At 58.6% G+C, this 23501-nt stretch carries 20 protein-coding genes; 6 read left to right on the top strand and 14 right to left on the bottom strand.

The genetic code is table 11. The features are described 5' to 3' along the window. Positions 1 to 2: 2 nt before the first annotated feature. From pstB to pstC, 3 genes are read right to left on the bottom strand one after another with little or no spacing between them, the layout of a single operon-like run. Entirely contained in the window at positions 3 to 800 is a 798-nt protein-coding gene (pstB, locus tag CFR79_RS01570) for a phosphate ABC transporter ATP-binding protein PstB (RefSeq protein WP_102323085.1), read from the bottom strand. After that, positions 797 to 1693 carry a phosphate ABC transporter permease PstA gene (gene pstA, locus CFR79_RS01575; protein ID WP_102323084.1) on the bottom strand — a complete coding sequence of 299 codons (897 nt, stop codon included), beginning with the start codon at positions 1691 to 1693 and terminating at the stop codon, positions 797 to 799. Before pstA ends, pstB begins: the two co-directional genes overlap by 4 nt. 14 nt (positions 1694 to 1707) lie before the next feature. Then, positions 1708 to 2685: a phosphate ABC transporter permease subunit PstC gene (gene pstC / locus CFR79_RS01580; RefSeq protein ID WP_102323083.1), complete on the bottom strand. Its 978-nt coding sequence runs from the start codon at positions 2683 to 2685 to the stop codon at positions 1708 to 1710. A gap of 256 nt (positions 2686 to 2941) precedes the next feature. Here pstC and CFR79_RS01585 point away from each other — a divergent pair, with 256 nt between their 5' ends. Then, positions 2942 to 3169 (top strand): hypothetical protein, encoded by a 228-nt coding sequence (locus CFR79_RS01585; RefSeq protein WP_102323082.1) that lies wholly within the window; start codon positions 2942 to 2944, stop codon positions 3167 to 3169. A gap of 495 nt (positions 3170 to 3664) precedes the next feature. Beyond that, positions 3665 to 4327 carry a TetR/AcrR family transcriptional regulator gene (locus CFR79_RS01590; protein WP_110546681.1) on the top strand — a complete coding sequence of 221 codons (663 nt, stop codon included), beginning with the start codon at positions 3665 to 3667 and terminating at the stop codon, positions 4325 to 4327. A gap of 83 nt (positions 4328 to 4410) precedes the next feature. Here CFR79_RS01590 and CFR79_RS01595 read toward each other — a convergent pair whose 3' ends face one another. After that, a complete protein-coding gene (locus tag CFR79_RS01595; protein ID WP_110546682.1) occupies positions 4411 to 6450 on the bottom strand; it encodes an NADH:flavin oxidoreductase in 2040 nt (679 codons plus the stop codon). A gap of 369 nt (positions 6451 to 6819) precedes the next feature. On the opposite strand from CFR79_RS01595, the gene CFR79_RS01600 reads away from it, so the two are divergent. Continuing rightward, a complete protein-coding gene (locus CFR79_RS01600) occupies positions 6820 to 7683 on the top strand; it encodes a class I SAM-dependent methyltransferase (protein ID WP_220030195.1) in 864 nt (287 codons plus the stop codon). Between the two features lie 72 nt (positions 7684 to 7755). Here the strand turns inward: CFR79_RS01600 and CFR79_RS01605 are convergent, their stop codons facing one another. From CFR79_RS01605 to CFR79_RS01635, 6 genes are all read right to left on the bottom strand, one after another. Continuing rightward, complete coding sequence (locus CFR79_RS01605; RefSeq protein ID WP_110546684.1) at positions 7756 to 10134, bottom strand: heavy metal translocating P-type ATPase; 2379 nt, start codon at positions 10132 to 10134, stop codon at positions 7756 to 7758. A gap of 684 nt (positions 10135 to 10818) precedes the next feature. Then, positions 10819 to 11163 carry a metal-sensitive transcriptional regulator gene (locus CFR79_RS01615; RefSeq protein WP_110546757.1) on the bottom strand — a complete coding sequence of 115 codons (345 nt, stop codon included), beginning with the start codon at positions 11161 to 11163 and terminating at the stop codon, positions 10819 to 10821. A 254-nt stretch (positions 11164 to 11417) separates the two neighbouring features. Further along, positions 11418 to 12590, bottom strand: coding sequence for an NAD(P)/FAD-dependent oxidoreductase (locus CFR79_RS01620; RefSeq protein WP_110546688.1), 1173 nt, complete (start codon positions 12588 to 12590; stop codon positions 11418 to 11420). Between the two features lie 44 nt (positions 12591 to 12634). Next, positions 12635 to 13414, bottom strand: coding sequence for an SDR family NAD(P)-dependent oxidoreductase (locus CFR79_RS01625; protein ID WP_110546758.1), 780 nt, complete (start codon positions 13412 to 13414; stop codon positions 12635 to 12637). 299 nt (positions 13415 to 13713) lie between these two features. Beyond that, positions 13714 to 14964 carry an aromatic ring-hydroxylating oxygenase subunit alpha gene (locus CFR79_RS01630; RefSeq protein WP_102323076.1) on the bottom strand — a complete coding sequence of 417 codons (1251 nt, stop codon included), beginning with the start codon at positions 14962 to 14964 and terminating at the stop codon, positions 13714 to 13716. A 111-nt stretch (positions 14965 to 15075) separates the two neighbouring features. Further along, a complete protein-coding gene (locus CFR79_RS01635) occupies positions 15076 to 15978 on the bottom strand; it encodes a LysR substrate-binding domain-containing protein (protein WP_181417328.1) in 903 nt (300 codons plus the stop codon). 257 nt (positions 15979 to 16235) lie between these two features. On the opposite strand from CFR79_RS01635, the gene CFR79_RS01640 reads away from it, so the two are divergent. The 3 genes from CFR79_RS01640 to CFR79_RS01650 all read left to right on the top strand — a co-directional run bounded on the left by CFR79_RS01640 (position 16236) and on the right by CFR79_RS01650 (position 19243). After that, positions 16236 to 16604, top strand: a complete 369-nt coding sequence (locus CFR79_RS01640; protein ID WP_146220110.1) for a hypothetical protein — start codon at positions 16236 to 16238, stop codon at positions 16602 to 16604. Positions 16605 to 16682: 78 nt separating this feature from the next. Next, positions 16683 to 18464, top strand: coding sequence for a copper resistance system multicopper oxidase (locus CFR79_RS01645; protein WP_110546694.1), 1782 nt, complete (start codon positions 16683 to 16685; stop codon positions 18462 to 18464). Between the two features lie 26 nt (positions 18465 to 18490). Then, positions 18491 to 19243, top strand: a complete 753-nt coding sequence (locus CFR79_RS01650; RefSeq protein WP_258373359.1) for a copper resistance protein B — start codon at positions 18491 to 18493, stop codon at positions 19241 to 19243. 26 nt (positions 19244 to 19269) lie between these two features. Here the strand turns inward: CFR79_RS01650 and CFR79_RS01655 are convergent, their stop codons facing one another. The 4 genes from CFR79_RS01655 to CFR79_RS01670 all read right to left on the bottom strand — a co-directional run bounded on the left by CFR79_RS01655 (position 19270) and on the right by CFR79_RS01670 (position 23484). Beyond that, positions 19270 to 20226, bottom strand: coding sequence for an NAD(P)-dependent oxidoreductase (locus CFR79_RS01655; RefSeq protein WP_110546698.1), 957 nt, complete (start codon positions 20224 to 20226; stop codon positions 19270 to 19272). An 85-nt stretch (positions 20227 to 20311) separates the two neighbouring features. Further along, positions 20312 to 21604: a Zn-dependent hydrolase gene (locus CFR79_RS01660; RefSeq protein ID WP_258373349.1), complete on the bottom strand. Its 1293-nt coding sequence runs from the start codon at positions 21602 to 21604 to the stop codon at positions 20312 to 20314. Between the two features lie 10 nt (positions 21605 to 21614). Next, complete coding sequence (locus CFR79_RS01665; RefSeq protein WP_102323070.1) at positions 21615 to 22043, bottom strand: VOC family protein; 429 nt, start codon at positions 22041 to 22043, stop codon at positions 21615 to 21617. A gap of 124 nt (positions 22044 to 22167) precedes the next feature. Next, complete coding sequence (locus CFR79_RS01670; protein ID WP_110546699.1) at positions 22168 to 23484, bottom strand: CapA family protein; 1317 nt, start codon at positions 23482 to 23484, stop codon at positions 22168 to 22170. Positions 23485 to 23501 lie beyond the last annotated feature (17 nt).

Genomic DNA, 23501 nt, shown 5'->3' on the forward strand with positions numbered 1-23501 from the left:
TCTCAGCCAAAGCGGCCGGTAATATAATCCTGGGTGCGTTTGGCCTGGGGGGCGGTAAACATGCGGTCAGCCGTATCGACTTCCACCAATTCGCCCATGTAGAAAAACGCCACACGATCGGCACAGCGCGCAGCCTGCTGAAGGTTGTGGGTCACGATCGCAATTGAAAACTCCTGCTTGAGTTCATCAAGCAGTTCCTCGATCCGGGCGGTGGAGATCGGGTCCAGCGCGCTGGTCGGTTCATCCAGCAGGATCACCTCCGGCCGGGTCGCGATCGTCCGCGCGATGCACAGACGCTGCTGCTGTCCGCCGGACAGGGCGGCGGCGGATGTATTGAGCCTGTCCTTGACCTCGTTCCACAGGGCGACACGCCTGAGCACGCTCTCCACGCGCTGGTCCAGATCGGCACGCGAAATACGTTCGTGCAGATGCACGCCAAAGGCAATGTTGTCATAAATGGACATGGGAAATGGCGTCGGCTTCTGGAACACCATGCCAATGCGTGAGCGCAGCACGTTCACATCCACGCCGGGGGAAAGGATGTTGCGGCCATCAAACAGCACCTGCCCCGTCGCGCGCTGGCCCGGATACAGGTCGTACATGCGGTTGAGCACGCGCAGCAGCGTCGACTTGCCACACCCCGATGGCCCGATCATGCCCGTTACCTGCCGCAGGGGGAAATCGAGCGATATGTTCTTCAGCGCGTGGTTGGTACCGTACCAGAAATCGAGATTGCTGATAGCCAGCGCCGATACGGCGGTATTGCCGACCATACTGTCATCCATGATGATTTTATTCATTGTTGTGCAGATCCGTTGCGCGTGAGCCACCAGCGGGCGACGATGTTTGTTGCCAGAACCGCGACCGTAATCAGCAACGCGCCCGTCCATGCCAGCCGCACCCAGTCATCATATGCCGAACCGGCATACTGGTAGATCGTGACCGGCAGGCTCGCCATCGGCTCGTTAAGGCTGGTGGACCAGTTCAGGTTACCAAGGGATGTGAAAAGAAGCGGCGCCGTCTCACCCGATATGCGTGCCAGCGCCAGAAGAACACCGGTCATGATGCCGCCACGCGCCGAACGCAGGCATATGCTCAGGATCACCCGCCAGCCAGGAGCACCCAGCGCGTAAGCCGCTTCACGCATGGCGCGGGGTACAAGGCGCAGCATGTCCTCGGTCGTGCGCACCACGATCGGTACGAACAGGACGGCAAGCGCCAGCGTACCCGCCATGCCTGAAAAATGCCCCGCCGGTTCCACCACGATCAGGTAGATGAACAGGCCGACCAGAATGGACGGCACCGACAGCAGCATGTCCGACACGAAGCGAACGAGGGAGACAATCCGCCCGTCCTGATCGAATTCCGACAGGTAGATGCCGATCATCATGCCAACGGGCGTGCCGATCAGAGCTGCAAGGCCGGTCTGTTCGCAACTGCCCATGATGGCATTGGCCAGCCCCCCGCCGCTGCCCGGCGCTGCCGTGCTGTGGATGAAGGTGGAAAGCGACAGCCCTGCCCCACCCCGGACCACCAGTGTCCATAAAATGGAAAACAGCAGGAACAGCACAACCATCGTCGCCACGTAACACAGCACGCTGACCAGCCGTTCCACCACCCTGCGTCGCACGGCCTGCGCCCCGCCACGTTGCCACCCATCCCCCACGGCGGGTGACGTTTTCTGGACTGACATTCTGCGCCCTTCCCTTAACCCGGAATGCCGCGCCGCAGGAAAATGCGCGAACAGGCCAGGGTGATGAATGAAATGACCATCAGGATCGCGCCGAGCGCCAGCAGTGCGGACAGCTTGAGACTGCCTGCGGCGCTTTCGGGAAATTCAAGAGCGATCAGGGATGCGATGGTGTTGCCTGGCGCGAAAAGCGACCAGCCGAGATGGTTGCTGTTACCGATCACGAAGGTTACGGCCATCGTCTCGCCCAGTGCGCGGCCCGTACCCAGCATGATGCCGCCCATCACTGCCTGACGCGACCATGGCAGCACGATCTTGCGCATGACTTCCCACCGCGTGGCGCCAAGTCCGAAAGCGCTTTCCTTCAGCACGGCAGGGATGGAGACGAACACGTCCGTCATGACCGAACAGATGAAAGGCGTGACCATGATCGCCAGGATCAGCCCGCCGCTCAGCAGGCCGGTGCCATAGGGCGCGCCATGGAACAGCAGGCCGATACCGGGCACATGGCCCAGATAATGTGTCAGCACGGGTTCCACGTAATGCGCCATGAAAGGCACGACGATAAAGAAACCCCACATACCAAAAATGATGGACGGCACGGCCGCAAGTAGCTGCACGGCGGTTTCGATAAACCGGGCAAGCGTTGCAGGGGCCAGTTCCACCAGCCAGAAAGCCACGCCAAAGGCGAAAGGCACGGCAAAGGCAAGGGCAACCACGGTGGTGGCCAGCGTACCGAATATGGACGTCGCGGCCCCAAAGTTATGTGAAATGGGATTCCACGCCGTGCTGGTGATGAAGGCAGGACCAAAAGTGGAGAAAGCGCTCCATCCCCCCCGGACAAGGACAATGACAATCCCCGCCATGACAAGAAGGATCGACCACCCGGCCAGACGCGCGATCATGCCAAAGATGATATCGCCGTACTGTCCGCGTGCATTCCTGTCCAATGCGGTTCCGTCCCGGGCCGTAAGGGTTGACGGAAGTTCCATCATGTAATTCCTGATATGCGTAACACAGAAGCAGGATTAGGCTTTTCGGTTCAGCACTGGCAATAATAACAGATATGATTTTGTATGAATTTTTTATGACAGACCGAAGTAGAAATGTTCAGTATTTAACGTATTGCTTCATGTCATATAAAGTTCATCTATTTCCTGTTGCAACACCGTCCGTAACTGCTGCATAGCGCCTGCATGGAGCGCGCCGCCAAAGCGCGCGCCCCTGTTGAAACAGGCAGGAAGCAGCCTCATGTTTGAATCCAGTGTCATTGAAGTCGATGGTGTTTTTGTTGGTATCGTTTTCCAGAACGGTCCCGATGAACCCTATAACTTCCGCGCCATGCACGAACGCGTAACCCAGATGGACGGCGACATGCTGCCCACTTTCGAAGCCGCCGTAGCACAGGCCCGCGCCCGCTTCCGGATCGGTCGCTGCAAGGCGCCACGCGTAATGGAAATGGCAAGGCTTCGGGCCTGACAGACAGGTCCGTATCCCCCCACTTTTACGACCGCATCAGTTGGTGCCAGCCTGCACTGTGGGAACCGGGACAGAACCGTCCGGTTTCCCTGCATCATACACATGCACCGTCTACTCACAATACTGGTGGAACGGCGATCGTATTATTGCCGATGATCACAAAAACAGATAGGCCGCCTTCAATAATAATACCGCATCTGTTTGCGTAAATCGCGCCAGTTCATACCAGCAGGACATGGGGCATGGTCATCACATCCCTTCCCTGTTCAATACCCCATGCCCGGTTGGCAAGGAAAGTTACGCGCCCATATGATCCACGCGGCATCGAGCCATGACATAATACTGCGTGCGTATTACAAAAGAATGAGCGGGTGGCTTGTGGCCAGCATACCGGAACAGGCACGAACGTCCCTTCGGCCTCGCCCCACCTTTAGCGGTCAGTTCTGAAATACGGGGCTTGTTGTTTCAGGTGCGGGCGGTTGCTAGTATGGGCGCATGACGACACACCCGCCAGAAGACACAGGATGGAGAGGCTCGCCAGAAATCTGGCTCGATACAGCCTATGACGCCCTGATTGAATCCGGCGTCGATGCCGTGCGCATCCTGCCGCTTGCCCGTAAGCTCAACCTGTCACGCACCAGTTTTTACTGGTATTTCAAGGATCGTGACCATCTGCTTTCGGCACTGATCGAACGCTGGCGCACCAAGAATACGGGTGCGCTGGCCGCGCGGGCGCAGGCTTATGCGGAAACCATTGTTGAAGCCACGCTGAATGTGTGTGACTGCTGGATCGACAATAATCTGTTCGATGCGCAGTTTGAATTCGCCATCCGTAGCTGGGGTCTGCAAAGCACGGCCCTTGCACAGGAAATCAGCCAGACCGATGCGACAAGGATCGACATGCTGGCTGATATGTTCACCCGCTTCGGCTATGGCCAGGGGGAAGCAGAAACCCGCGCACGGACGATTTACCTGCTACAGATCGGCTATATTTCATGCCGCACGCATGAAAGCCTGGATACGCGCATGCGCCGCATGTCCGATTATATCGAGATATTTACGGGACGCACGCCGCAGAAGCGCGACCTAGAGCGCTTTTTTGCCCGTCACAATTATACGCCCGCCGCGACAGAACACGCGCAGGCCCCAACGGCATGAACCCTGACGGGGCATGACATTGGCAGGCTTATAACCGGCATTGCGTTCCCGGTGGGGTGGGGCATGCCCCACCCGCCCAGGGATCAGATATCCTTGACCAGACGCAGCGCATCGTAAATCGCGGCATGCGTATTCCGCGCGGCAACCGCATCCCCGATGCGATAGAGGGCGAAGGTCCCGTCAGGATTGGCAACATCCTGCTGCGGCTGGCCATCAATCAGCCGCTCGTAATCCACGGCGCCAAGGTTGGTGGATTGCGGCTTGAGCGCGAAATACAGTTCATCCAGCGGAATGGTGCCGTGATTGATGACAACCTGATCCACATGGCGTTCCTGCGATACGCCACCGTAATCGCTACCTACCGTGGCAATCAGGCCATTCCCATCACGCCGCACGGAGTCCAGCCGATAGGTTACGGTAAAGGTCGTATCCAGCTTCTGCAGGCTACGCATGTAGGGCACCAGATTCATGGCCATGACTTCCGGCGCAAAACTGCGGTCGGGGGTCATGATTTCGACATGCGCGCCCGTAGCGGCAATCACCTCCGCCGCCTGCAGGCCAGCATGGTCCCCGGCATCGTCAAAAACCAGAACATTGCTGCCGGGCTTTACATCACCTGAAATAATATCCCATGACGAGACCACCAGATCATTACCGGTAGACAGTACTTCCGTATGCGGCAGCCCCCCGGTCGCGATAATCACCACATCGGGCTTTTCCGCGATGATGGTTTCCTCTTCCGCCCATGTACCAAAGCGGAACGCGACCCCCATGGATTCACACTGCGCCATGCGCCAGTCGATGATGCTGATCATCTCATGCCGCCGTGGACTTTGCGCGGTCAGGCGGATCTGGCCACCGGGATTTTCGGCAGCCTCGAACACCACCACATCGTGCCCGCGCGCACCAGCGACACGGGCGGCTTCCATCCCGGCCGGGCCGGCCCCCACGATCACCACCTTGCGCCGCTGTGGCGCGGGGGCGATATCGTGCGGCATCGTTTCCTCACGCCCCGTCGCGGCGTTGTGGATACAGAAGGCCGCCCCGCCCTGATAGATACGGTCGAGACAGTAATTGGCCCCCACACACGGGCGGATGGTATCTTCCTGCCGGGCCATGATCTTGCGCACGATGTGCGGATCGGTCATGTGCGCGCGCGTCATGCCCACCATATCCACCTTGCCTGCGGCAATGGCGTAGCGCGCGGTCGCGACATCGGGAATCTTGGCGGCATGGAAAGTGGGGAAACCGGTCGCCGCACGGACTTCGCCCGCCAGATCAAGATAGGGCGAATTCTTCATGCCCTGAATGGGAATGACATCCGTCAGGCCGGGATCGGTATCGATATGCCCGCGAATGATATTCTGGAAATCGACCAGACCGCTGGCTTTCAGGCGACGGCCAATTTCGATCCCTTCCGCCTTGCCCACGCCACCGGGCAGGTCCTCATCCACCGTGTAGCGGATACCGATAATGAATTCGTTCCCCACGCGCTGGCGCATGCCCTGCACCACTTCCATAAGCATACGCATGCGGTTATCGAGTTCAGGGCCACCATATGGGGCTTCCAGCGTATTGGTCAGGGGCGATATGAACTGGTCCAGCAGATGACCGTACGTCTCCAGTTCGATACCATCGACACCGGCGGCCTGCATGCGTTCGGCAGCATCGGCAAAATCGCGGATGATGCGCGAGATGTCCCAGTCCTCGATCTGCTTGGGAAAGGCGCGGTGAGCCGCTTCGCGGCTGTGAGACGGCGCGACGACAGGCAGCCAGTCCCCCTTGTCCCACCGTGTGCGTCGGCCCAGATGCGTAAGCTGGATCATCACCGCCGCGCCATGTTCATGGCATTCGTCGGTCAGCTTCTTCATCCACGGCACGACCTCATCCTTATAGGCAAGGATGTTGTTAAAAACGGGCGGGCTATCACGTGACACGGCGGCTGAGCCTGCGGTCATGGTCAGGGCGACGCCGGCCTTCGCGCGTTCGACATGATAGAGGCGGTAGCGGTCCTTCGGCATGCCGTCTTCGGGATACGCCGGTTCATGGGAAGTAATCATGATCCTGTTGCGCAGGGTCAGATGCTTTAACTTGTATGGCTGAAGAAGCGGATCGGTCGACATGGGCCAGGCTCCAGACAGATGTATCTGTCTATTTGACTTATCCCTACCGTACACATGTGTCAACAACCCGTACTGTCATGTTTATTTTGCGGGAAGCAACGCGGAAAATATTAACAAATAACTGAAAACAAATATAATTTTGATAAAAACATGGCCGGGATTTTCCAGCCACGACACTAATTGCGTTCAAAAAACGAATTTTTATGATTGTCCCCTTTTGGCATACCGTGCCCCACAGCAGCATCGGCTGACGAAAGGATCACCATAATGCGGACGCGATAGCGTGATCCCGCCTTGCCGCTTCCCACCACCCATGCTGCATTACCGCTACGCGCTGATGCGTATCGAAAGAGAGCAGAGATGGCGGACATGACTGACACAACCAGTAACTCCCTTACGGGACTCATCAACCGGCGTACATTCCTGATCGCAGGCGCGGCGGCCATGCCGCTGGTCGGATCTGGCGCACGCTTCGCCCATGCCGCGACGACATATGACGATGCCGTTCTGCGCGACTGTATCGCAGCACCTTACCGGCCAGCCGAACAGGTGCATCGTGACCCATGGCGTCACCCATATCAGTCTCTGCTGTTTTGGGGTCTGAAACCGGGCATGACGGTCATCGACCTGCAACCGGCAGGCGGATACTGGACCTATATCCTTGCTCCCTATCTGGCCCGCACGGGTGGACGCTATATCGCCGGACTGCCAAATACCGGTCCTGATGCGGGAAAGCAGGCACGCGACAGTTTTGCCCGGACGTTTGCCGACAGTGCGCGGTTTGGCCATATCGAGATGGCGCCATTCAGCCCTGGCAAGGCACCTTTAGGCGCACCTGATACGGCGGACATGGTCATCAGTGCACGGGAAATCCATAACTGGATCAGGCATGGCTATACCGCAGAGGCAATGCACGCTGTTGCCGCAGTACTGAAAGCCAACGGTATCTTTGCCGTCGAAGACCATCGCGCCGATCCCCGTGCCCAGAAACCGGATGCTTCGGACGGCTATGTTGCCGTCGCAACCATTGTGCAGGCAGCGGCAAAGGCAGGGCTGATGCTTGAGGCCAGTTCCGAAATCAATGCGAACCCCAAGGATACGAAAGATTATCCCTTCGGTGTATGGTCGCTTCCGCCCACGCGAAAAAGCGATGCTGCCACAGCGCCACAGCGGACAGCCTATGATGCAATAGGCGAAAGCGACCGCATGACGCTGAAATTCCGCAAACCGTAACGGCAGGGTGCCTGCATGCTACTGTAGTGCTTATGAACCGGGCTGATACTGTGGGCAGCGCCGCCCATGGTATCAGCGCTGCATATTCGACTGCGGTTTCCACCGGTTGAGCAACAGCGAATTACTGACGACCGATACGGAACTCATGGCCATGGCAGCCCCTGCCACAATGGGGTTGAGCATGCCGAATGCAGCCAATGGCAGGCCCAGAATATTGTATATGAAAGCAAAAAACAGGTTCTGCCGTATCTTGGCCAACGTGGCGTGGGACAGGGAAATGGCGTCCAGCACGCTGGTCAGTTCACTTTTCATCAGCACGACATCCGCCGTGTCCAGAGCAATGGCCGCACCAGCCCCAATAGCAAAACCCACATCGGCCGCAGCCAGGGCGGGCGCATCGTTAATACCATCCCCCACCATACCGACCACCTGCCCTGCGGCACGGTATTTTTCCACGGCCTGCGCCTTGTTCTGGGGCAGCACACCCGCCTGATATGCGTCCACTCCCACCTGCGCAGCCACAACCGCTGCCGCACGCTGGTTATCGCCCGTCAGCATTACGACCCTGATCCCTGCTTTATGCAGCGCCGCCACAGTTGCAACCGCATCCGGGCGCAGGCGGTCGGACAGACCGACATAGCCAAGCGGACGGCTGTCCGCCGCAACGGCGATTACGGTTTTCCCTTCACGCTCCATGCGGTCGATTACGGTATCGTCCAGCGTAATGCCTGCTTCGGTCAGGAAACGGGGGGAACCAAGGCGGACCAGCCTGTTATCCACCTGCCCACTGACTCCCATGCCCGGAATGGCCTGAAATCCCGTCACCGTCCGTTCGCACGCACCTGCCGCCAGGGCATATTCCACAATGGCGCGCGCCAGTGGGTGCTCGGAATCCTTCTCCAGCGTATAGGCGATGGACAGGAAGCCAGCAGTCTCCACCCCGGCGGCCGCTTCCGCATCACTGACCGTTGGTCTGCCTTCGGTAAGGGTGCCCGTTTTGTCCATGATGATGGTCGTAAGCTTTTCCGCCCGCTCCAGCGCATTGGCTTTGCGAAACAGGATACCTGAACGTGCCCCCAGCCCTGTGCCGACCATGATTGCGGTAGGTGTCGCAAGCCCCAGCGAACAGGGGCAGGCAATAACCAGAACGGAAACTGATGAAACAAGGCTCCATGTCGCATTACCAGTCAGCAGCCATCCGACAACGAATGTCAGCAGCGCAAGCATGACGACCGTGGGCACGAAAATACCCGATACCCTGTCCGCCAGACGCTGCACGCTGGCTTTTGAGCCCTGCGCCTGCTCCACCATCCGGACGATATGGGCAAGGGCGGTATCCGCGCCCACGCCCGTCGCCTTTATCCTTAATGCGCCATTGGTGTTCAGGGTGCCGCCGAAGACCTCATCTGCGGTCTTTTTCAGCACAGGTACGCTTTCCCCCGTCAGCATGGCTTCATTGACATCCGACATCCCGCTGACAACCACGCCATCAACAGGAATGCTTTCACCGGGGCGGACAACGAAAATATCGTTGGTCCTTACATCAGCAACCGGACGGTCCACCACCGCATCCCCATTTTCCACATGTGCTATCTGGGGTTGCAGTCGCAGCAGGCTTTCGATACCTGCGCTGGTCTGGTTACGGGCGCGGGTTTCCAGAAGCTTTCCAAGAGAAATCAGCGTGATGATGGAAACGCTGGCTTCAAAATAAATTGGCTGGTGCAGATGGAATGCCGTAACTATAGCACTAAAGAAATAGGCAATACTGGTGCCCAGAACGACCAGCACATCCATATTGGCCGAACCACCCCGAACGGCATTCCACGCACGCTGATACAGGTGGCGCGCGCAGTAGAACTGCACCGGTGTCGCCAGAACAAACTGTAGCCAGCCGGGCATCATGTGCATGGAGCCAAAGGCCATTGCTACCATTTCCACAAAAAAAGGCAGCGACAGGACAAGGGTAAGCGCAAACTGATTACGCTCGGCACGCCATGCTTTTGCCCGCAGGGCGGCTTCATCCCGTTCCATGCCGTTTTCAAGCAGCTTCGCCCCGAAACCGGCTTTTTCAATGCGGGCGATGAAGGTTTCAGGCTGCACGAGACCCGGAATAAAAACAACATGTGCCCGTTCCGCCGCGAAATTCACGCTCGCCTGCACCAGGGGAAGCCGGTTCAGTATCTTCTCGATACGGGCGGCACAGGTGGTACAACTCATGCCCGTAAGGGACAGGTCCACACTTCTTTCCGGCACCGTAAAACCGGCCTTGCGTACGGCGGCGACAATATTGGAAATGGACGCGGCAGGGCTGTCCAATTGCACCTGCACCCGTGCGGCAGCAAAATTGACGCCTGCCGTCACCCCCTCCTGACGATTTAGAATCTTCTCGATACGCGCGGCGCAGGCGGTACAGGACATGCCACCAACGGGGAAACTGAAGGTCTGTGACACTGTTTCTCTCCTTACGCGCCGGTCTTTGATTTTATACCCCCTACCGGTATTTTCAAGAATGCCAGGACGTCATTTCACGAGGATGTTTATCCTGAAACCTGGCGGCAACTGATGCTCTGGCATGCGCCTGGGACAAAATATTACAAACGAACCACAGTACCGGATTTAGCTGCAGATTCTACCGCTCCTACGGGTCGTTAGACGCAGGACACATGGCCAGAACATAATGATAGCAACGAAGCAGATCGCGCAGAAGAAAAGGGCTGGAGATCTGCCACAATGTAAGGGAAACCGGCTGTCAGTTTTGACCTGCCCGACATTATCCAATCCGGTTTCCGGGTCTGTACCGGATGGATTTTTTCGGGTTTGTTATCCCGAATATATGGCTTGATTCTTCGGACTTCCGGCGCATCCCGGAACCAGTTGGCGTCATAACCATTGTCTGGCAGGAGCCGTTGCACTTTTTGAAAGTTGTCCGGAAAAGTGACAGCAGCAGTCTGATCAGAAATTCGGGGGACATCCCATTCATGTCCATCACAGCATGCAGCCTTATGTTCATGCGATCTGTGGTGCATCACGCCAGCGCAGGCGATTGCGCTTAACCAACATGATGCTTTAATACCCGACGACCATCCATACGGAGCCTGAAACAGATATATGCCTTCAGATCCAGGCGTCCCAAACCTAGCGGATCAGTTTCCGTATGATCCCGAGCAGTTCACCAATAACATCCTCGCCCCCGTCTTCCATTACGGCTTTGCGCACACACCCCTGGGCGTGGTTTGAAAGTATCTTGACCGCGACCCCGTCCAGCGCCGATTTTACTGCCGATATCTGCGTAAGGATATCGACGCAATAGCGGTCTTCCTCAATCATGTTCAGAACGCCGCCGACCTGACCTTCAATCCGGCGTACACGATTGACCAGCGCTTTTTTATGGGGCTGTTCGACTTTTTTGGTTTCGGGCTGCACATCGCACTGCACGCAGGCTGCTGCGGCTTTTTTTGCCTGCCGTTTTTTCTTTGCCATATGATTTACCCCATACTGCTTCGCCACTGGCACCATCATACCTGAACGGATGCGCCATGATAGCCCGCAGCGACCGGCTACACCCCACCATGAATGCGGTGTCGGATAGATGTACATAATAAAGCGATATGGTTATTGATAAGGGGTTAAATGACGGATCACTGCATATACTAATTGGAATATAATAATCGGGAAAGTTTCTATTTAATACCCGGTATAACGATTAATCCTGCACCTTCACGTCTGTTGACGCCTCAATACACAACCGTTTCATGCAGGGCGGTGCCGGAACGGATGCGTTTCATTCCCAACGGAGACAGATCAAGTGTCTGATATTTCCCCCACAGAATACACTCCGCGATACCACGCCCGGCGGCGGGGGCGTGCATGACGCCATGACCGGAAAACCCGTTCATGAAAAACAGATTACCGATTTCATCATGCGGTCCGATAATAGCGTTATGGTCCAGCGTATTGACTTCATAATGCCCGGCCCATGCCCGTTCCATCCGCAGGTTTTCAAGGGCGGGAACACGATGGGCAAGGGCTGGCCAGAGTATATCTTCCAGCAGGTCATAGGACGGCTCAAAGTCACCCGTCGCATCCGGGTCCGCCGCCGTATCCGGTGCAATTCCGGCTATAAAGCCCTGCCCTTCCGGCCTGATCCATGCGCCGGAATCATCAAACAGCATTGGAAAATTATCGGCCGCCAAGGGCGCCTTTATTGAAAAAGCCGTCCTTTTTCTGGGTTCAACAGGTAAAGGCGGCAATACATCACGAACGATATGGGCTGCCGTCGCCCCCGTGGCATTGATGCACCACTGCCCAGGCAGGACCGTGCCATCATCCATTCTGACGCCTGTTACCCGCGCGCCGTGGACCATAATCGCATCGACCCGCCCCGTGACATAGGTTACACCGAGGCGACGGGCAGCCGAGCGCACCAGTTGCAGCAGGGACCAGGCATCGAACCAGCCCTCATTGGCAAGACCGTAGGTGGCAATGCCAATATCGCTTACGTTCAGCCACGGAAACTGTTTTTGGGCCATATCGGGGTTCAGGGCGGCAACCTGGGCCCCTTCGGCATTCTGCATCGCCACACCGGCGCTGCGTGCCGCTTTCTGCGCTTCCGACCCGATAATCAGATAGCCGCGTTCCACAAACCCGATATCGGCATCGGGACCGAATTCCTTTGTGATATTCCTGAACAGGTCCGCCCCGAACAGGCTCATATGGATATTGATGGGACAGCCAAACTGCGTGCGGATGGAGGCAGCCGATAATGCGGTAGAGGATCTGACATAGGTCGGATCGGCTTCGATAACGGTAATATCGCCTTCGAAACCCAGCCTGCGCAGATAATAGGCGGCGAAGCTGCCCATGATGGCACCACCGGCAATCAGTACCCGCTCTTTATCCGTCGACATATAGCCCTCCACCCTGCATGGCCCTGACTGGCGATATAAACCTGTCAGGCGTCGGCGACGGGCACTGTATAGTTAAGGACCATCCGCCCACCATCAGGATAGATGGTCTGCCCGGTGATGTAGGATGCGTCATTGCTGGCAAGGAAGGAGGCTACGGATGCGACCTCCGACGGCAGGCCACACCGACCGGCGGGCGTGCGCGACATGACGGAACGGCGCGCTGCATCGCTGCTGAATACGGCCTTGGCCGCCAGTTCCGTCAGGATCGTGCCCGGCCCGATGGCTACGACACGTATGTTATGTGGTGCCAGCGCAACCGCCGCGACGGAGGTCAACTGCTTCATCCCGCCCTTGGACATGGCATAGGTCGCAAGGGTGGGAATGGCCAGATGCGCGTTGACCGAGGACATGTTGATGATGACCCCACCCTCACCCTGTGCGATCATCTGGCGCGCTGCGATCTGTGCGCCGAAAAACGCCCCCTTCAGGTTGATGTCCATGACCGTGTTGTAATCGGCTTCGGTAATATCAAGGAAATCCTGTGCGCGGGCGATGCCTGCATTATTGAGCATGATGTCAACCCGACCGAAGGCATCGACGGCACAGGCTATCAGACGTTCGATTTCTTCGCGCCTGCTGACATCGCATTCGACGGCCCGGATAACATCGGCACCACCCAGGTCTTCCTGCGTCTGCGCCATTTCGGAACCGGCGATATCCCCGATGACGACTTTTGCGCCGTCCGCGATAAAGCGTTCCGCGCAGGCGCGGCCCAGTCCCTGTGCGCCACCGGTAATAACCGCGACCTTGTCTTTCAGCTTCATGTCTGCACCTTCCATATAGGTTCGGTAACGAAATAACCTGTCCCGTACCGGACCGCGACCTGCAGGAAGCGGCAGATGATCGGGAAATGGACCATATATTATAAAATCATACCGGCCTTTATGCCTTACGGTAGATGTTATACGATTAAAATGAAGATGCAACAGTTCCGATATGAAACTTCCAGCCGGTGACAAACACCATGCGCCACCGGCTGAAAGCGGACTGACAGGGTAATGCAGCAGCCCTGAAAGACCGTTACATTACCCCTCTACTTCGAGATTACTCCATCAACAGGTAATCAGTAACCATTGGCCTGCATGCGATCGACGTACCATGTCATGAACGTATCAAGCTGCTGTTCGGTAAAACGGGAATACGGACCGGGCTGGTAGCCGTAATTGCTTACCCCCTGCTGCGCCAGACCGACCAGTTCCGCATCCTGCACGTTTGTGGCCTTCCATACGGCGGTCAGGTTTTCCACGTCATAATCCACGCCTTCAACCGCATCCTGATGGACCAGCCATTTGGTGCGCACCAGCGTCCGGTCCGGTGACAGGGGGATCACAATGACGGACAGTGCATGGTCCCCCATGAAGTGATGCCATGAATTATGCGTCCACAGATGCACATCCCCCAGATCCTTGCGCGTCATATGTCCAAGCAGACGACTGCATGCCGCACGGCCATCGGGGGTCTGTGATTCACCCGGCCCCGCCATCATCAGGCGCTGGGTGCGAAAATTGGTGACATGGCCCGCTACATGCTCCACCGCACGGGACGGAAAGCCCTGCGCTTCCCATTCCGTCATGCGGGTTGTGTAAAGCGCTTCATGCGCGTCCGCTTGCGCACGCTCCGCGCCCTCCAGCCCTGCCGGGTCGTAACCGAAATCAAGCGCGATGAAAGACGTACACAGTTCGGGGTGGTTTGCAGCACAGTGATAGCATTCGCGGTTGTTTTCAATGACCAGCTTCCAGTTCCCCTCCTCGATGATGTCGGCTTCGAAGGCGACTTTCGCATGGGCCAGATCGTATGGCGCCAGCCGTGGCAGCATCGTCGTTTCAAGATCGGCAATATCGGACGGCGCATCATCGGACAGGCAGGCGAACAGCAGTCCCCCGATATTGCGCAGGTTGACGCGGCGCAGCCCATGGCAGGCATGGTCAAAATCATCCCCCATATCACGCGCATGCACCAGATCGCCCGACAGGTCATAAACCCACTGGTGATAGGGGCAGACCAGCTTGCCCACGACATCACGCCCCGGCGGGGCTATACGCGCACCCCGGTGGCGACAGACATTGTAAAACGCCCGCACCTGTTCATCATCGCCACGCACCAGAACGATACTGGTCGGGCCAAAATCGACACTGTAGATATCACCCGGTTCCGGCACGTCGCATTCCAGACCGACAAATATCCAGTGCCGGTGAAAAAACACGTCCATATCGGCATCGAACACATCTGACCGGCAGTACAGGTCCGCCGGAAGCGTAAAGCCGGGCTTGCGTGAACGCAGGAGGGCGGGGATGGATGTCTGCTGGCCTTGCATGGGTATCTGGTCCCTGATGGAGATACGATATCGTAACGAGCCTGCGTATCCCCACCTTTTGCGTCAACGGCATAAAAAATCCCGCGATCCATAACCTGTATTTATGGAAAGTCAGGGCAGTGGCACGGCGTCCAGCCTGCCCGCCAGCCAGTGCGCGAAATCATGCACCACCGGATGGGTATCACGGTGTTCAGGCAGCATGATCGTGTAATGGGCGGGCGAGGATACAGCCAGTTCCCCCAACCGCACCAGCTTGCCCGAACGCAGAAGGTCCGCGACCAGCAGTTCCCAGCCCAGTGCCACCCCCTGACCCGCCATCGCGGCAAGGATCGCATCGGTATAGTGATTGCAGTGCAGGGCCACACCCGGCGGCGGCCCGTCCAGACCGACATGGCGGAACCACTGCCCCCACTGCATCCATGTCGGGTCCGGCGCATCACTCCCGATCAGGGGCAGGTCATGCAGGCCGCGCGTCTCCTCTGCCCTGATGAAACCCGGCGCGCAGACGGGAAAGACCATATCCCCCACGCTGCTGACACTCCGTCCGCCCGCCAGTGGCGGCACGCCGAACCTGACCATGACATCGACTTCATCCGTACGCAGGTCAAAGGGTTCATCCTGCGAGACGACGCGTATCCTGATCCCCGGATAACGCTCACGGAATTCCGGCAGGCGGGACATGAGCCAGAACTGTGTAAAAGCAAGCGACCCACCCACGCTGAGCGTATTCCCATCGCGGGGGGAGCGGATGGCGTCTATGTCCTGACTGATCGTATCGAAGGCGGTGCTGAGCGTCTGGCCCAGTCGTGCCCCGGCCTGAGTCGGTTCCACCGCACGATGGGCGCGATGGAAAAGCTGGACGCCAAAATCGGTCTCCAGCAGGCGGACCTGCCGACTGACGGCGGCCTGACTGACGCCGAGTTCACGCGCGGCAGCGGTAAAGCTGCGCAGGCGGCTTGCTGCCTCAAATGTGACAAGCGCGCTGATGGAGGGAACATTCCTTTTAAAAGACACTTTCATTCCCCGCCCTGCTGCCGGCCCGCACCGCAAAGTCGCCCTGTCACAGCCTGTTCCGGTCGTGCGGGTTTGGCAAGCATGGAACATGCCGCAATACAGGCAGGACAGTCGGGCTGCTCGGAAAACCATGCGTCAAGACCATTTTTCACGCTCCCGTTACCGAAAGGACGGCAAGAAAACCCTTTTCCTCATGCCCCCCATGGGTATAACAGGGGTCAAAAGGCACATGGTTCATCTGTGCGCGGGAGCCCTGAATGGTCAGGACACATGGCCGGATATTGATTGGTATTGCGGCCTGCCTGCTTATGCTGGCGGGGCTGCTGGGCAGTGCTGTCCCCGTTTCCGCCCAGGCGCATCCGGCAACGGGCAACTGCCCGGGGATGATGGAAACACACTGCCTTTCCCATCAACAGCCGTCGCCTGCTACAGACCATGCGCATCATAAAGATCCGTGCTGCCATGTGCATGTCTGTGCGCCCGATCTGTCATCGCCTGCCGCCTTGCTGCGTCCTGCCGGTCTGGCCGGAACCGGCAGCCCGGATTTTGCATTCCACAGGCAGACGCACCGCGCAGGTGGCGACTGGCTGCCGCCCCTGCGACCACCCAGAATCCAGAACAGCTAAACGCCATATGGCGCGTTTCATGTCCTGCCGCCCGGACGGGATGGCAGCGCCTGACAGCTTTATTCTGGATTTATCCCTATGCATATTCCGTCCCGCAAGCGGGGCGGCCTGACACGACGCCGTTTTGTCACGGGTCTTGGCGCAGGGGGGCTTGTATCCGCCCTTCCCCGCCCGTCACACGCAGGCACGATGGCAGCCGGCATACCCCCGGCTACATCATGCGCGACGTGGAACCTGAGTGTTGGCCGCAACCGTATTGAAATCGACCGCAAGGTCCTGCATGCACCGTGCATCGGGGGCAGCGTGCCCGCTCCCATCCTGCGCTGGCGGGAGGGCGATACGGTCGCCATCAACGTCACCAACACATTGCGCGATGAAGATACCTCCCTGCACTGGCATGGTATCCGCCTGCCCGCCAACATGGATGGCGTACCGGGACTGAGCTTTACCGGCATCCCGCCGGGGGAAACCTTCACCTACCGCTTTCCCGTAAGACAAAGCGGCACCTACTGGTACCACAGCCATTCCGGCATGCAGGAAGCGCAGGGCCTGTATGGGGCGATCGTGATTGATCCCGTGCAGCCGGACCCACATGCCTGCACCCGCGATTATGTCATCGTGCTGTCGGAATGGACTGATGTCCCGCCGACGGACATCATGAGCAATCTGAAAATGCAGGACGACTATTACGTGTTCCGCCAGCGCACGGCCGCGTCCTTCCCGCGGGAGGCCCGTGCCGCGGGAAGCGCCATGGCTGCGCTGAAGGACCGCCTTGCGTGGTCACGCATGCGCATGGCCGCGACCGACATTTCAGATGTGACCGGCATCATCTACACCTACCTGCTGAACGGCCATGCGCCGGACATGAACTGGAGCGGCCTGTTCCGTCCCGGTGAACGGGTGCGCCTGCGTTTTATCAACAGTTCGTCCATGACCTTCTTCGATGTGCGCATACCGGGTCTGGAAATGCTGGTGGTGCAGGCGGATGGCAATGCGGTCGAACCCGTGCCGGTCGATGAATTCCGTATTGGCGTGGCCGAGACGTATGATGTCATTGTCCAGCCGAAAGACAGCCGTGCCTACACGATCTTTGCCCAGAGCGAGGACCGCACGGGCTACGCGCGCGGCACGCTGGCCCCGCAGCCGGGCATGCGCGGCACCGTGCCACCAATGGACCCGCGCCCTGTCCGCACCATGATCGATATGGGCATGGGGGACATGAAGCCCGGCGGTTCCATGAAAGGCATGGACATGTCCGACATGAAAAAAGACGACGACATGGCCGATATGGACGGCATGGACATGTCATCCATGGACCATATGAGCGCCCCGCACATGGAGGTGGATGACCCCGGACCGCCGCCCCTGAACGTGGAAAACCAGAACGTCGCCAGAATGCCGGCAGACCGTCTGGCCAGCCCCGGTGACGGGCTGGAACATAACGGGCGTCGCGTCCTGAATTACACGCAGCTTCGCGCCACACGACCGGGAACCGATCCACGCCCCCCGTCGCGCGAAATCATCATGCACCTGACCGGCAACATGGAACGCTACATATGGGGGTTCAACGGACGGAAGTTTTCTGAATCAGGTCCGATCCGCCTGAAGCTGGGTGAGCGCGTGCGCTTTACCCTCATCAACGACACGATGATGGAACACCCCATCCATCTGCACGGATTATGGAGCGAACTGGAAAACGGTCAGGACGAATACCGCCCCTACAAACACACCATCATTTCCCAGCCGGGGTCGCGGCTGAGTTATCTGGTCACGGCGGATGTGCCGGGCATGTGGGCCTATCACTGCCACCTCATGCTGCATATGGAGATGGGCATGTTCCGCACGGTCATCGTGTCATGAACCATATCCTGCGCGCCGTGACCTTCATGCTTTCGGTCCTGCCCATACCCGCGCTGGCGCAGGCTGTTACCGGCACGACCTACCATGCCGCCGATGCCGCAACATCCACCCCGGTTGTCTATCTGGGCGGAATGAAGCCGGTAATGGATCAGGCCAGCTATTTCCATGGCATTCTTGATGAATTCGAAGGACGTTACGCCCCCGGCGGGTCGGATTTCCGCTGGGATGGGGAAGCGTGGTACGGCACGGATTACAACAGGGTATGGCTGAAATCCGAAGGCACGCTGGAACGCGGCAGGCTGGGCGATGGCGACCATGAACTGCTCTACAGCCGGGCCATTTCCCCCTATTTCAATGTGCAGACCGGAGTGCGCGCCGATATTGATGATGGCCCGACACGCACATGGGGCGCACTGGGCGTGCAGGGACTGGCACTGTATGAATTCGAATTTCAGGCCACCGCCTATGTCAGTGACCGGGGCCGGTTTGCAACCCGCATCGAAGGGTCATACGACTTTCTGCTGACCAATCGCCTCATCCTGCAGCCACAGGCGGAATTCAACCTGTACACCAAGGCCGATCCAGCCCGCCAGGTCGGCGCCGGTCTGTCCGATGTCGATGCCGGGCTACGCCTGCGTTACGAGATATGGCGGAAATTCGCGCCTTACGTGGCCGTTACCTATGACGGTTATCTTACGCAGGCCCGCCGGATCGTACGTGACCAGCATGGGGATAGCGGATCGCTTCGTTTCAGCTTCGGTATACGAAGCTGGTTCTGACCGGGCGCAGGGAAGTCGTTTGAGATTTACGCAGGCGGTGAGACGATATGGGCAGGCACCCTGCCGCCCAGACAGTCCATGATCTGGTGCGCGCACATCATGGCCATGCGGATCAGGGCTTCTTCCGTCGTCGCACCCATATGGGGGGTAAGGGTCATGCCCGGGCAGGAAAGGGCCGCTTCATCTGGCAGCGGAGGTTCCTGCGGCAGGACATCAAGGGCCGCTGCCCCCAGCCGCCCCGCCTTCAGCATTTCAGTCAGTGCGCGCGTATCAATGGCGCTGCCCCGGCTTGTATTGACGATAATGGCATGACCGGGGAGCAGTTCCAGATGCTTCGCGTCCAGAAGTGGCTGGCCGGAAGCTGATGCCGGACGGTGCAGGGAAAGCACATCCGCCTGCATCAGCAGGTCCTCGATACACGCAACGCGCACCACGTCATGGGCTGCAAAAACATCATCGGGCACGCTGGGAGACCACGCCACGACCTTCATGCCCAGACCGTGGCTCGCAATCTGCGCGACATGACGGGCAATCGCCCCGAACCCGACCAGGGCCAGGGTCTTGCGATGCAGTTCCGTTCCCGCCCCTTCGTAACGGAAACTCCAGTTTCCTTGCCGGACAGCCGCATCGGCTGGGCATATCCGTCGCGCACCCGCCAGCATGAGGGCGATGGTCATTTCAGCAACGGAGCGGCTGTTCGCATCGACCGCGCGGGTGACGGGAATACCCCGCCTGGCTGCTGCCGCCACTGCTATCCTGTTGGTGCCCGAACCATGGCATGCGATGATACGCAGCGCCGGGGCCGCCGCCACCGCTTCGGCGCTGAAACCAAGATCACGGGTTATGACCGCCTCGGCATCTCCCACCTCCGCAATGACGGCTTCCATCGTGGGCATGGTGGCAAAACGCGTCCGGAATCCCTGTTCATGCAGGAACCGCACCGCTTCGGGGTGAATGGGTTGCGTTATGAAGCAGGTGCTCATGATGCCATTTCCACGTCGGGTATAAAATCAGGGTGCCAGTGCATATTACGGGGCCGGTGCCACAGGGCACCGCCCGTCCCCCGTTTCAGGGCCTGCTGGCGCGCTGACGCAAGAGGTGTTCCAGCAGCCTTACGCCATACAGGAAGTCATCGAACTCCATGCTTTCGTCCGGGTTATGGCTGCCGTTTTCATTGCGCACGAACAGCATTTCCGTGGGAATGCCCTGCCCCGCGAATGTTGCGGCGTCATGTCCCGCGCCGCTGGCCATCGACACGACCGGGATGTTCATGCTGGCGGCAAGTTTTTCCGCTTCAGCCTGCAACCCCGCATCCATGATGGCCGGGGTGCTGCGCGTGCGCGGTCCCAGATCGACGGTTACGTTAAAGTCGCTCTCGACACGCCGGGCCTGTTCGATAACCAGTCCGTTCATCCGTTCAAGCAGGTCCTCATTACGCGAACGGATGTCGATGACCAGCTCCAGCCTGCCCGGCACGGCAGCGAAATTGGCCTGCGCGGGATCGGTCTGGCACACGCCGAAGGTCAGGGTCATTTCTTCCCCTTCCGCCTCAACCTGCCGCCATGCCTCATGCAGGGCCATCATCATGCTGGCCCCGGCCATGACGGCATCGGAACGGAAGCGCCGCGGCGTGGCGCCAGAATGGGCGTACTGCCCATGAATGACGGCGGAACGATAGCGCGTGCTGCCGCATATACCGGTCACGATCCCCACCGGAACATCCGCTTCCAGCAGAACCGGACCCTGTTCGATATGCAGTTCTACAAAACAGTCGATATCCGCCGCATTCAGCACGGACGCCCTGCCGCACAGTTCGGGCTGAGCGCCACAAGCAACCATGTGTTCACGCAGGCTGATCCCGTCATCGCTGCGTGGTGTATCCAGCAACGCAGGATCAAGCAGGCCAAAGGCCGTCCGGCTGCCCAGATAGGAAATGGGAAACCAGACACTCTCCTCCGCCCGGGTGACAATAAGCGTCGTGTCCCGCTCGGGCCGGTAGCCAGCCCTTGCCCATGCACACAGCACCAGCAGCCCCGCCACGGCACCCGCCGCGCCATCAAAATTACCACCGCACGGAACGGTATCCGCGTGGGAGCCGGTCATGACGGCAGGCAGGCTGCGCTTCTGGCCCGGAATGGTGATGAACAGGTTCGCAGCCCAGTCCCGGCGGACCTCAAGGCCATGTTCCCATGCCACGCTTTCGAACAGGGCGTGGGCGCGGTTCTCCCCTTCCCCATACGACGGGCGCGTCATGCCCCGTCCGTCAAAACCGATTTCGTGCAGTCGTGCGAAGACCCGCTGCCCCAGAGCGGCGTCCAGAACCGGCGCGGGACATTGGGTGGACATGAGGGAACTGGCCATAACGGGGTCCTTACTGCTTGGTGAAAAGCTGGGTCATGTCCGCGAACGCCTTGAACTCCAGCGCATTGCCCGCAGGGTCGCAGAAAAACATGGTGGCCTGTTCACCGGGCAGACCGGCGAAACGGATGGTCGGCTCCATGCCGAATGCGATGTCGTGGGCACGCAGCCGGTCGGCCAGCGCTTTCCAGTCATCCATGTCCAGCACGACACCAAAATGCGGGATGGGCACATTATGCCCGTCCACCGCCCCGCTGCCTTTTCCTGCGGCGGAATGGCAGGCATCGGGGATCAGGTGCGTTACAACCTGATGGCCATACAGGTCGAAATCGATCCACGTATCCGTGCTGCGCCCTTCCGGGCACCCCAGAACGGTTCCGTAAAACGCCCGGGCGGCATCCAGATCATCGACAGGGAAGGCAATATGGAAGGGATTAGCCATGAATACACCACAAAGTTACAAATAACGTATTCATATCATGCGGTTTTTTAGCGCAATAACATGAATATATGACTTCACACGCAAGAAAATGTTTCTGTTTACGCCTTATCGACGCAGAAGATTTTCAGCTCCGTTCCAGAACCAGCTTTTCCCCTTCGCGGCGGAAATGGGTGCCGTAAGGACGACACAGATCCTCGAAACGGGTGAGGATGTGCTGCGCCTCATCCCCCGTCGCCAGGAACGGCAGCCCGCGACGGTGGGCGGAGCGCCCCAGCCCGAGGGAGACGGGATGGATTTCCATGGACGCAAGATTGCCGTTCCCATCGAATTCACACACGGGCAGCAGCGTTTCCCAGAAACGCCGATCGGCAGGAAAGCCCTTCGTATCGTTAAGGGTCCGGGTCTTGTACACCTGATGCGGTGTCACGTCGGTATCCACCTTGTAGAAGGTATAGGAATCTTCAGGCAGCATATCGACCAGTTCATTCTGGCCAATAAAGTTGCCAAGGCTGTAGAAAATCGGCTTTCCCTTGTACAGCTCCATCCCCTTGAGCAGATGCTGGCCGTGGCACACCACGATATCAGCCCCCTGATCGATGACTTCACGTGCAAAGGTTTCCAGAAACGCACCCGGCTTTTCCCAGCTTATATTCCCGTCTTCGTCATAACCCACTTCGTGGGTATGCACGCTTACGATCACCACATCGGAAACAACACGCGCCTCGCGCACCCAGCGTCCGATTTCTTCCACATCGCGGGTATTGGGCGTGGTCAGGATGCGCGTCTGCGGCCCTTCGACAAAACGGGTGCCATCCAGTGTCAGCGTGCCTTCGGGCGCGGGATAGCCAAAGCCCAGCTTGATCTGTTCTTCCTTGATCTTTTCCAGACCAAGACCGGTGGAAACGCTGCGCAGCATGGCCAGTTCTTCAGGCCGCACCTGATAGGTGGTGGTGAAATGCAGCGGGTTGAGACCGGGGCGCCCCTGCATGCTGCGCGTCTGATCGGCAGCCTCCTGCCCGCGCGCAAAAGTGGAGCAGCACGACAGCATCGAAACCGTACCCCTGGTATGGCTGTAATAGGCGGGGCGACGCGCCTCCTCCAGTGTCAGTCCGACACCGGCATATAGGAGTTCGCGTTTCCTGAGTTCTTCGATTGCAATCCGCAGGCCGGAAATACTGTAATCAAGACAGTGGTTGGTCGCCGCCGCGAACAGGTCGAAACCGGCGGTGCGCAGTTCATCCAGAATCCACGGATGCGCACTGAAATGCGACCCGCCATGATCCAGCGCCGGATCACCCTGATAATCACTGGGCATGATCTCAAGATTGGTGAACGAGGCGTCACATTCACGGATCATGTCGAACAGTGGCGCGCATACCGGGTCCACATCCGTATTCAACCGTCGCAGCACGATGCTGTCACCCGTAAGGCAGACTTTCATTTCTGTTTCTTTCAGCA

Origin of the sequence: Komagataeibacter saccharivorans (assembly GCF_003207825.1) — a bacterium.
Classification (GTDB): domain Bacteria; phylum Pseudomonadota; class Alphaproteobacteria; order Acetobacterales; family Acetobacteraceae; genus Komagataeibacter; species Komagataeibacter saccharivorans.

What these genes read in the sequence shown, in the direction of transcription:
- CFR79_RS01650 (WP_258373359.1), top strand. Translation starts at nt 18,491, where the DNA reads ATGCTTTCGGTCCTGCCCATACCCGCGCTGGCGCAGGCTGTTACCGGC.
- CFR79_RS01590 (WP_110546681.1), top strand. Translation starts at nt 3,665, where the DNA reads ATGACGACACACCCGCCAGAAGACACAGGATGGAGAGGCTCGCCAGAA.
- CFR79_RS01640 (WP_146220110.1), top strand. Translation starts at nt 16,236, where the DNA reads ATGGTCAGGACACATGGCCGGATATTGATTGGTATTGCGGCCTGCCTG.
- CFR79_RS01660 (WP_258373349.1), bottom strand. Translation starts at nt 21,604, where the DNA reads ATGGCCAGTTCCCTCATGTCCACCCAATGTCCCGCGCCGGTTCTGGAC.
- CFR79_RS01600 (WP_220030195.1), top strand. Translation starts at nt 6,820, where the DNA reads ATGACTGACACAACCAGTAACTCCCTTACGGGACTCATCAACCGGCGT.
- pstA (WP_102323084.1), bottom strand. Translation starts at nt 1,693, where the DNA reads ATGTCAGTCCAGAAAACGTCACCCGCCGTGGGGGATGGGTGGCAACGT.
- pstC (WP_102323083.1), bottom strand. Translation starts at nt 2,685, where the DNA reads ATGATGGAACTTCCGTCAACCCTTACGGCCCGGGACGGAACCGCATTG.
- CFR79_RS01665 (WP_102323070.1), bottom strand. Translation starts at nt 22,043, where the DNA reads ATGGCTAATCCCTTCCATATTGCCTTCCCTGTCGATGATCTGGATGCC.
- CFR79_RS01620 (WP_110546688.1), bottom strand. Translation starts at nt 12,590, where the DNA reads ATGTCGACGGATAAAGAGCGGGTACTGATTGCCGGTGGTGCCATCATG.
- CFR79_RS01585 (WP_102323082.1), top strand. Translation starts at nt 2,942, where the DNA reads ATGTTTGAATCCAGTGTCATTGAAGTCGATGGTGTTTTTGTTGGTATC.
- pstB (WP_102323085.1), bottom strand. Translation starts at nt 800, where the DNA reads ATGAATAAAATCATCATGGATGACAGTATGGTCGGCAATACCGCCGTA.
- CFR79_RS01615 (WP_110546757.1), bottom strand. Translation starts at nt 11,163, where the DNA reads ATGGCAAAGAAAAAACGGCAGGCAAAAAAAGCCGCAGCAGCCTGCGTG.
- CFR79_RS01655 (WP_110546698.1), bottom strand. Translation starts at nt 20,226, where the DNA reads ATGAGCACCTGCTTCATAACGCAACCCATTCACCCCGAAGCGGTGCGG.
- CFR79_RS01670 (WP_110546699.1), bottom strand. Translation starts at nt 23,484, where the DNA reads ATGAAAGTCTGCCTTACGGGTGACAGCATCGTGCTGCGACGGTTGAAT.
- CFR79_RS01645 (WP_110546694.1), top strand. Translation starts at nt 16,683, where the DNA reads ATGCATATTCCGTCCCGCAAGCGGGGCGGCCTGACACGACGCCGTTTT.
- CFR79_RS01625 (WP_110546758.1), bottom strand. Translation starts at nt 13,414, where the DNA reads ATGAAGCTGAAAGACAAGGTCGCGGTTATTACCGGTGGCGCACAGGGA.
- CFR79_RS01595 (WP_110546682.1), bottom strand. Translation starts at nt 6,450, where the DNA reads ATGTCGACCGATCCGCTTCTTCAGCCATACAAGTTAAAGCATCTGACC.
- CFR79_RS01630 (WP_102323076.1), bottom strand. Translation starts at nt 14,964, where the DNA reads ATGCAAGGCCAGCAGACATCCATCCCCGCCCTCCTGCGTTCACGCAAG.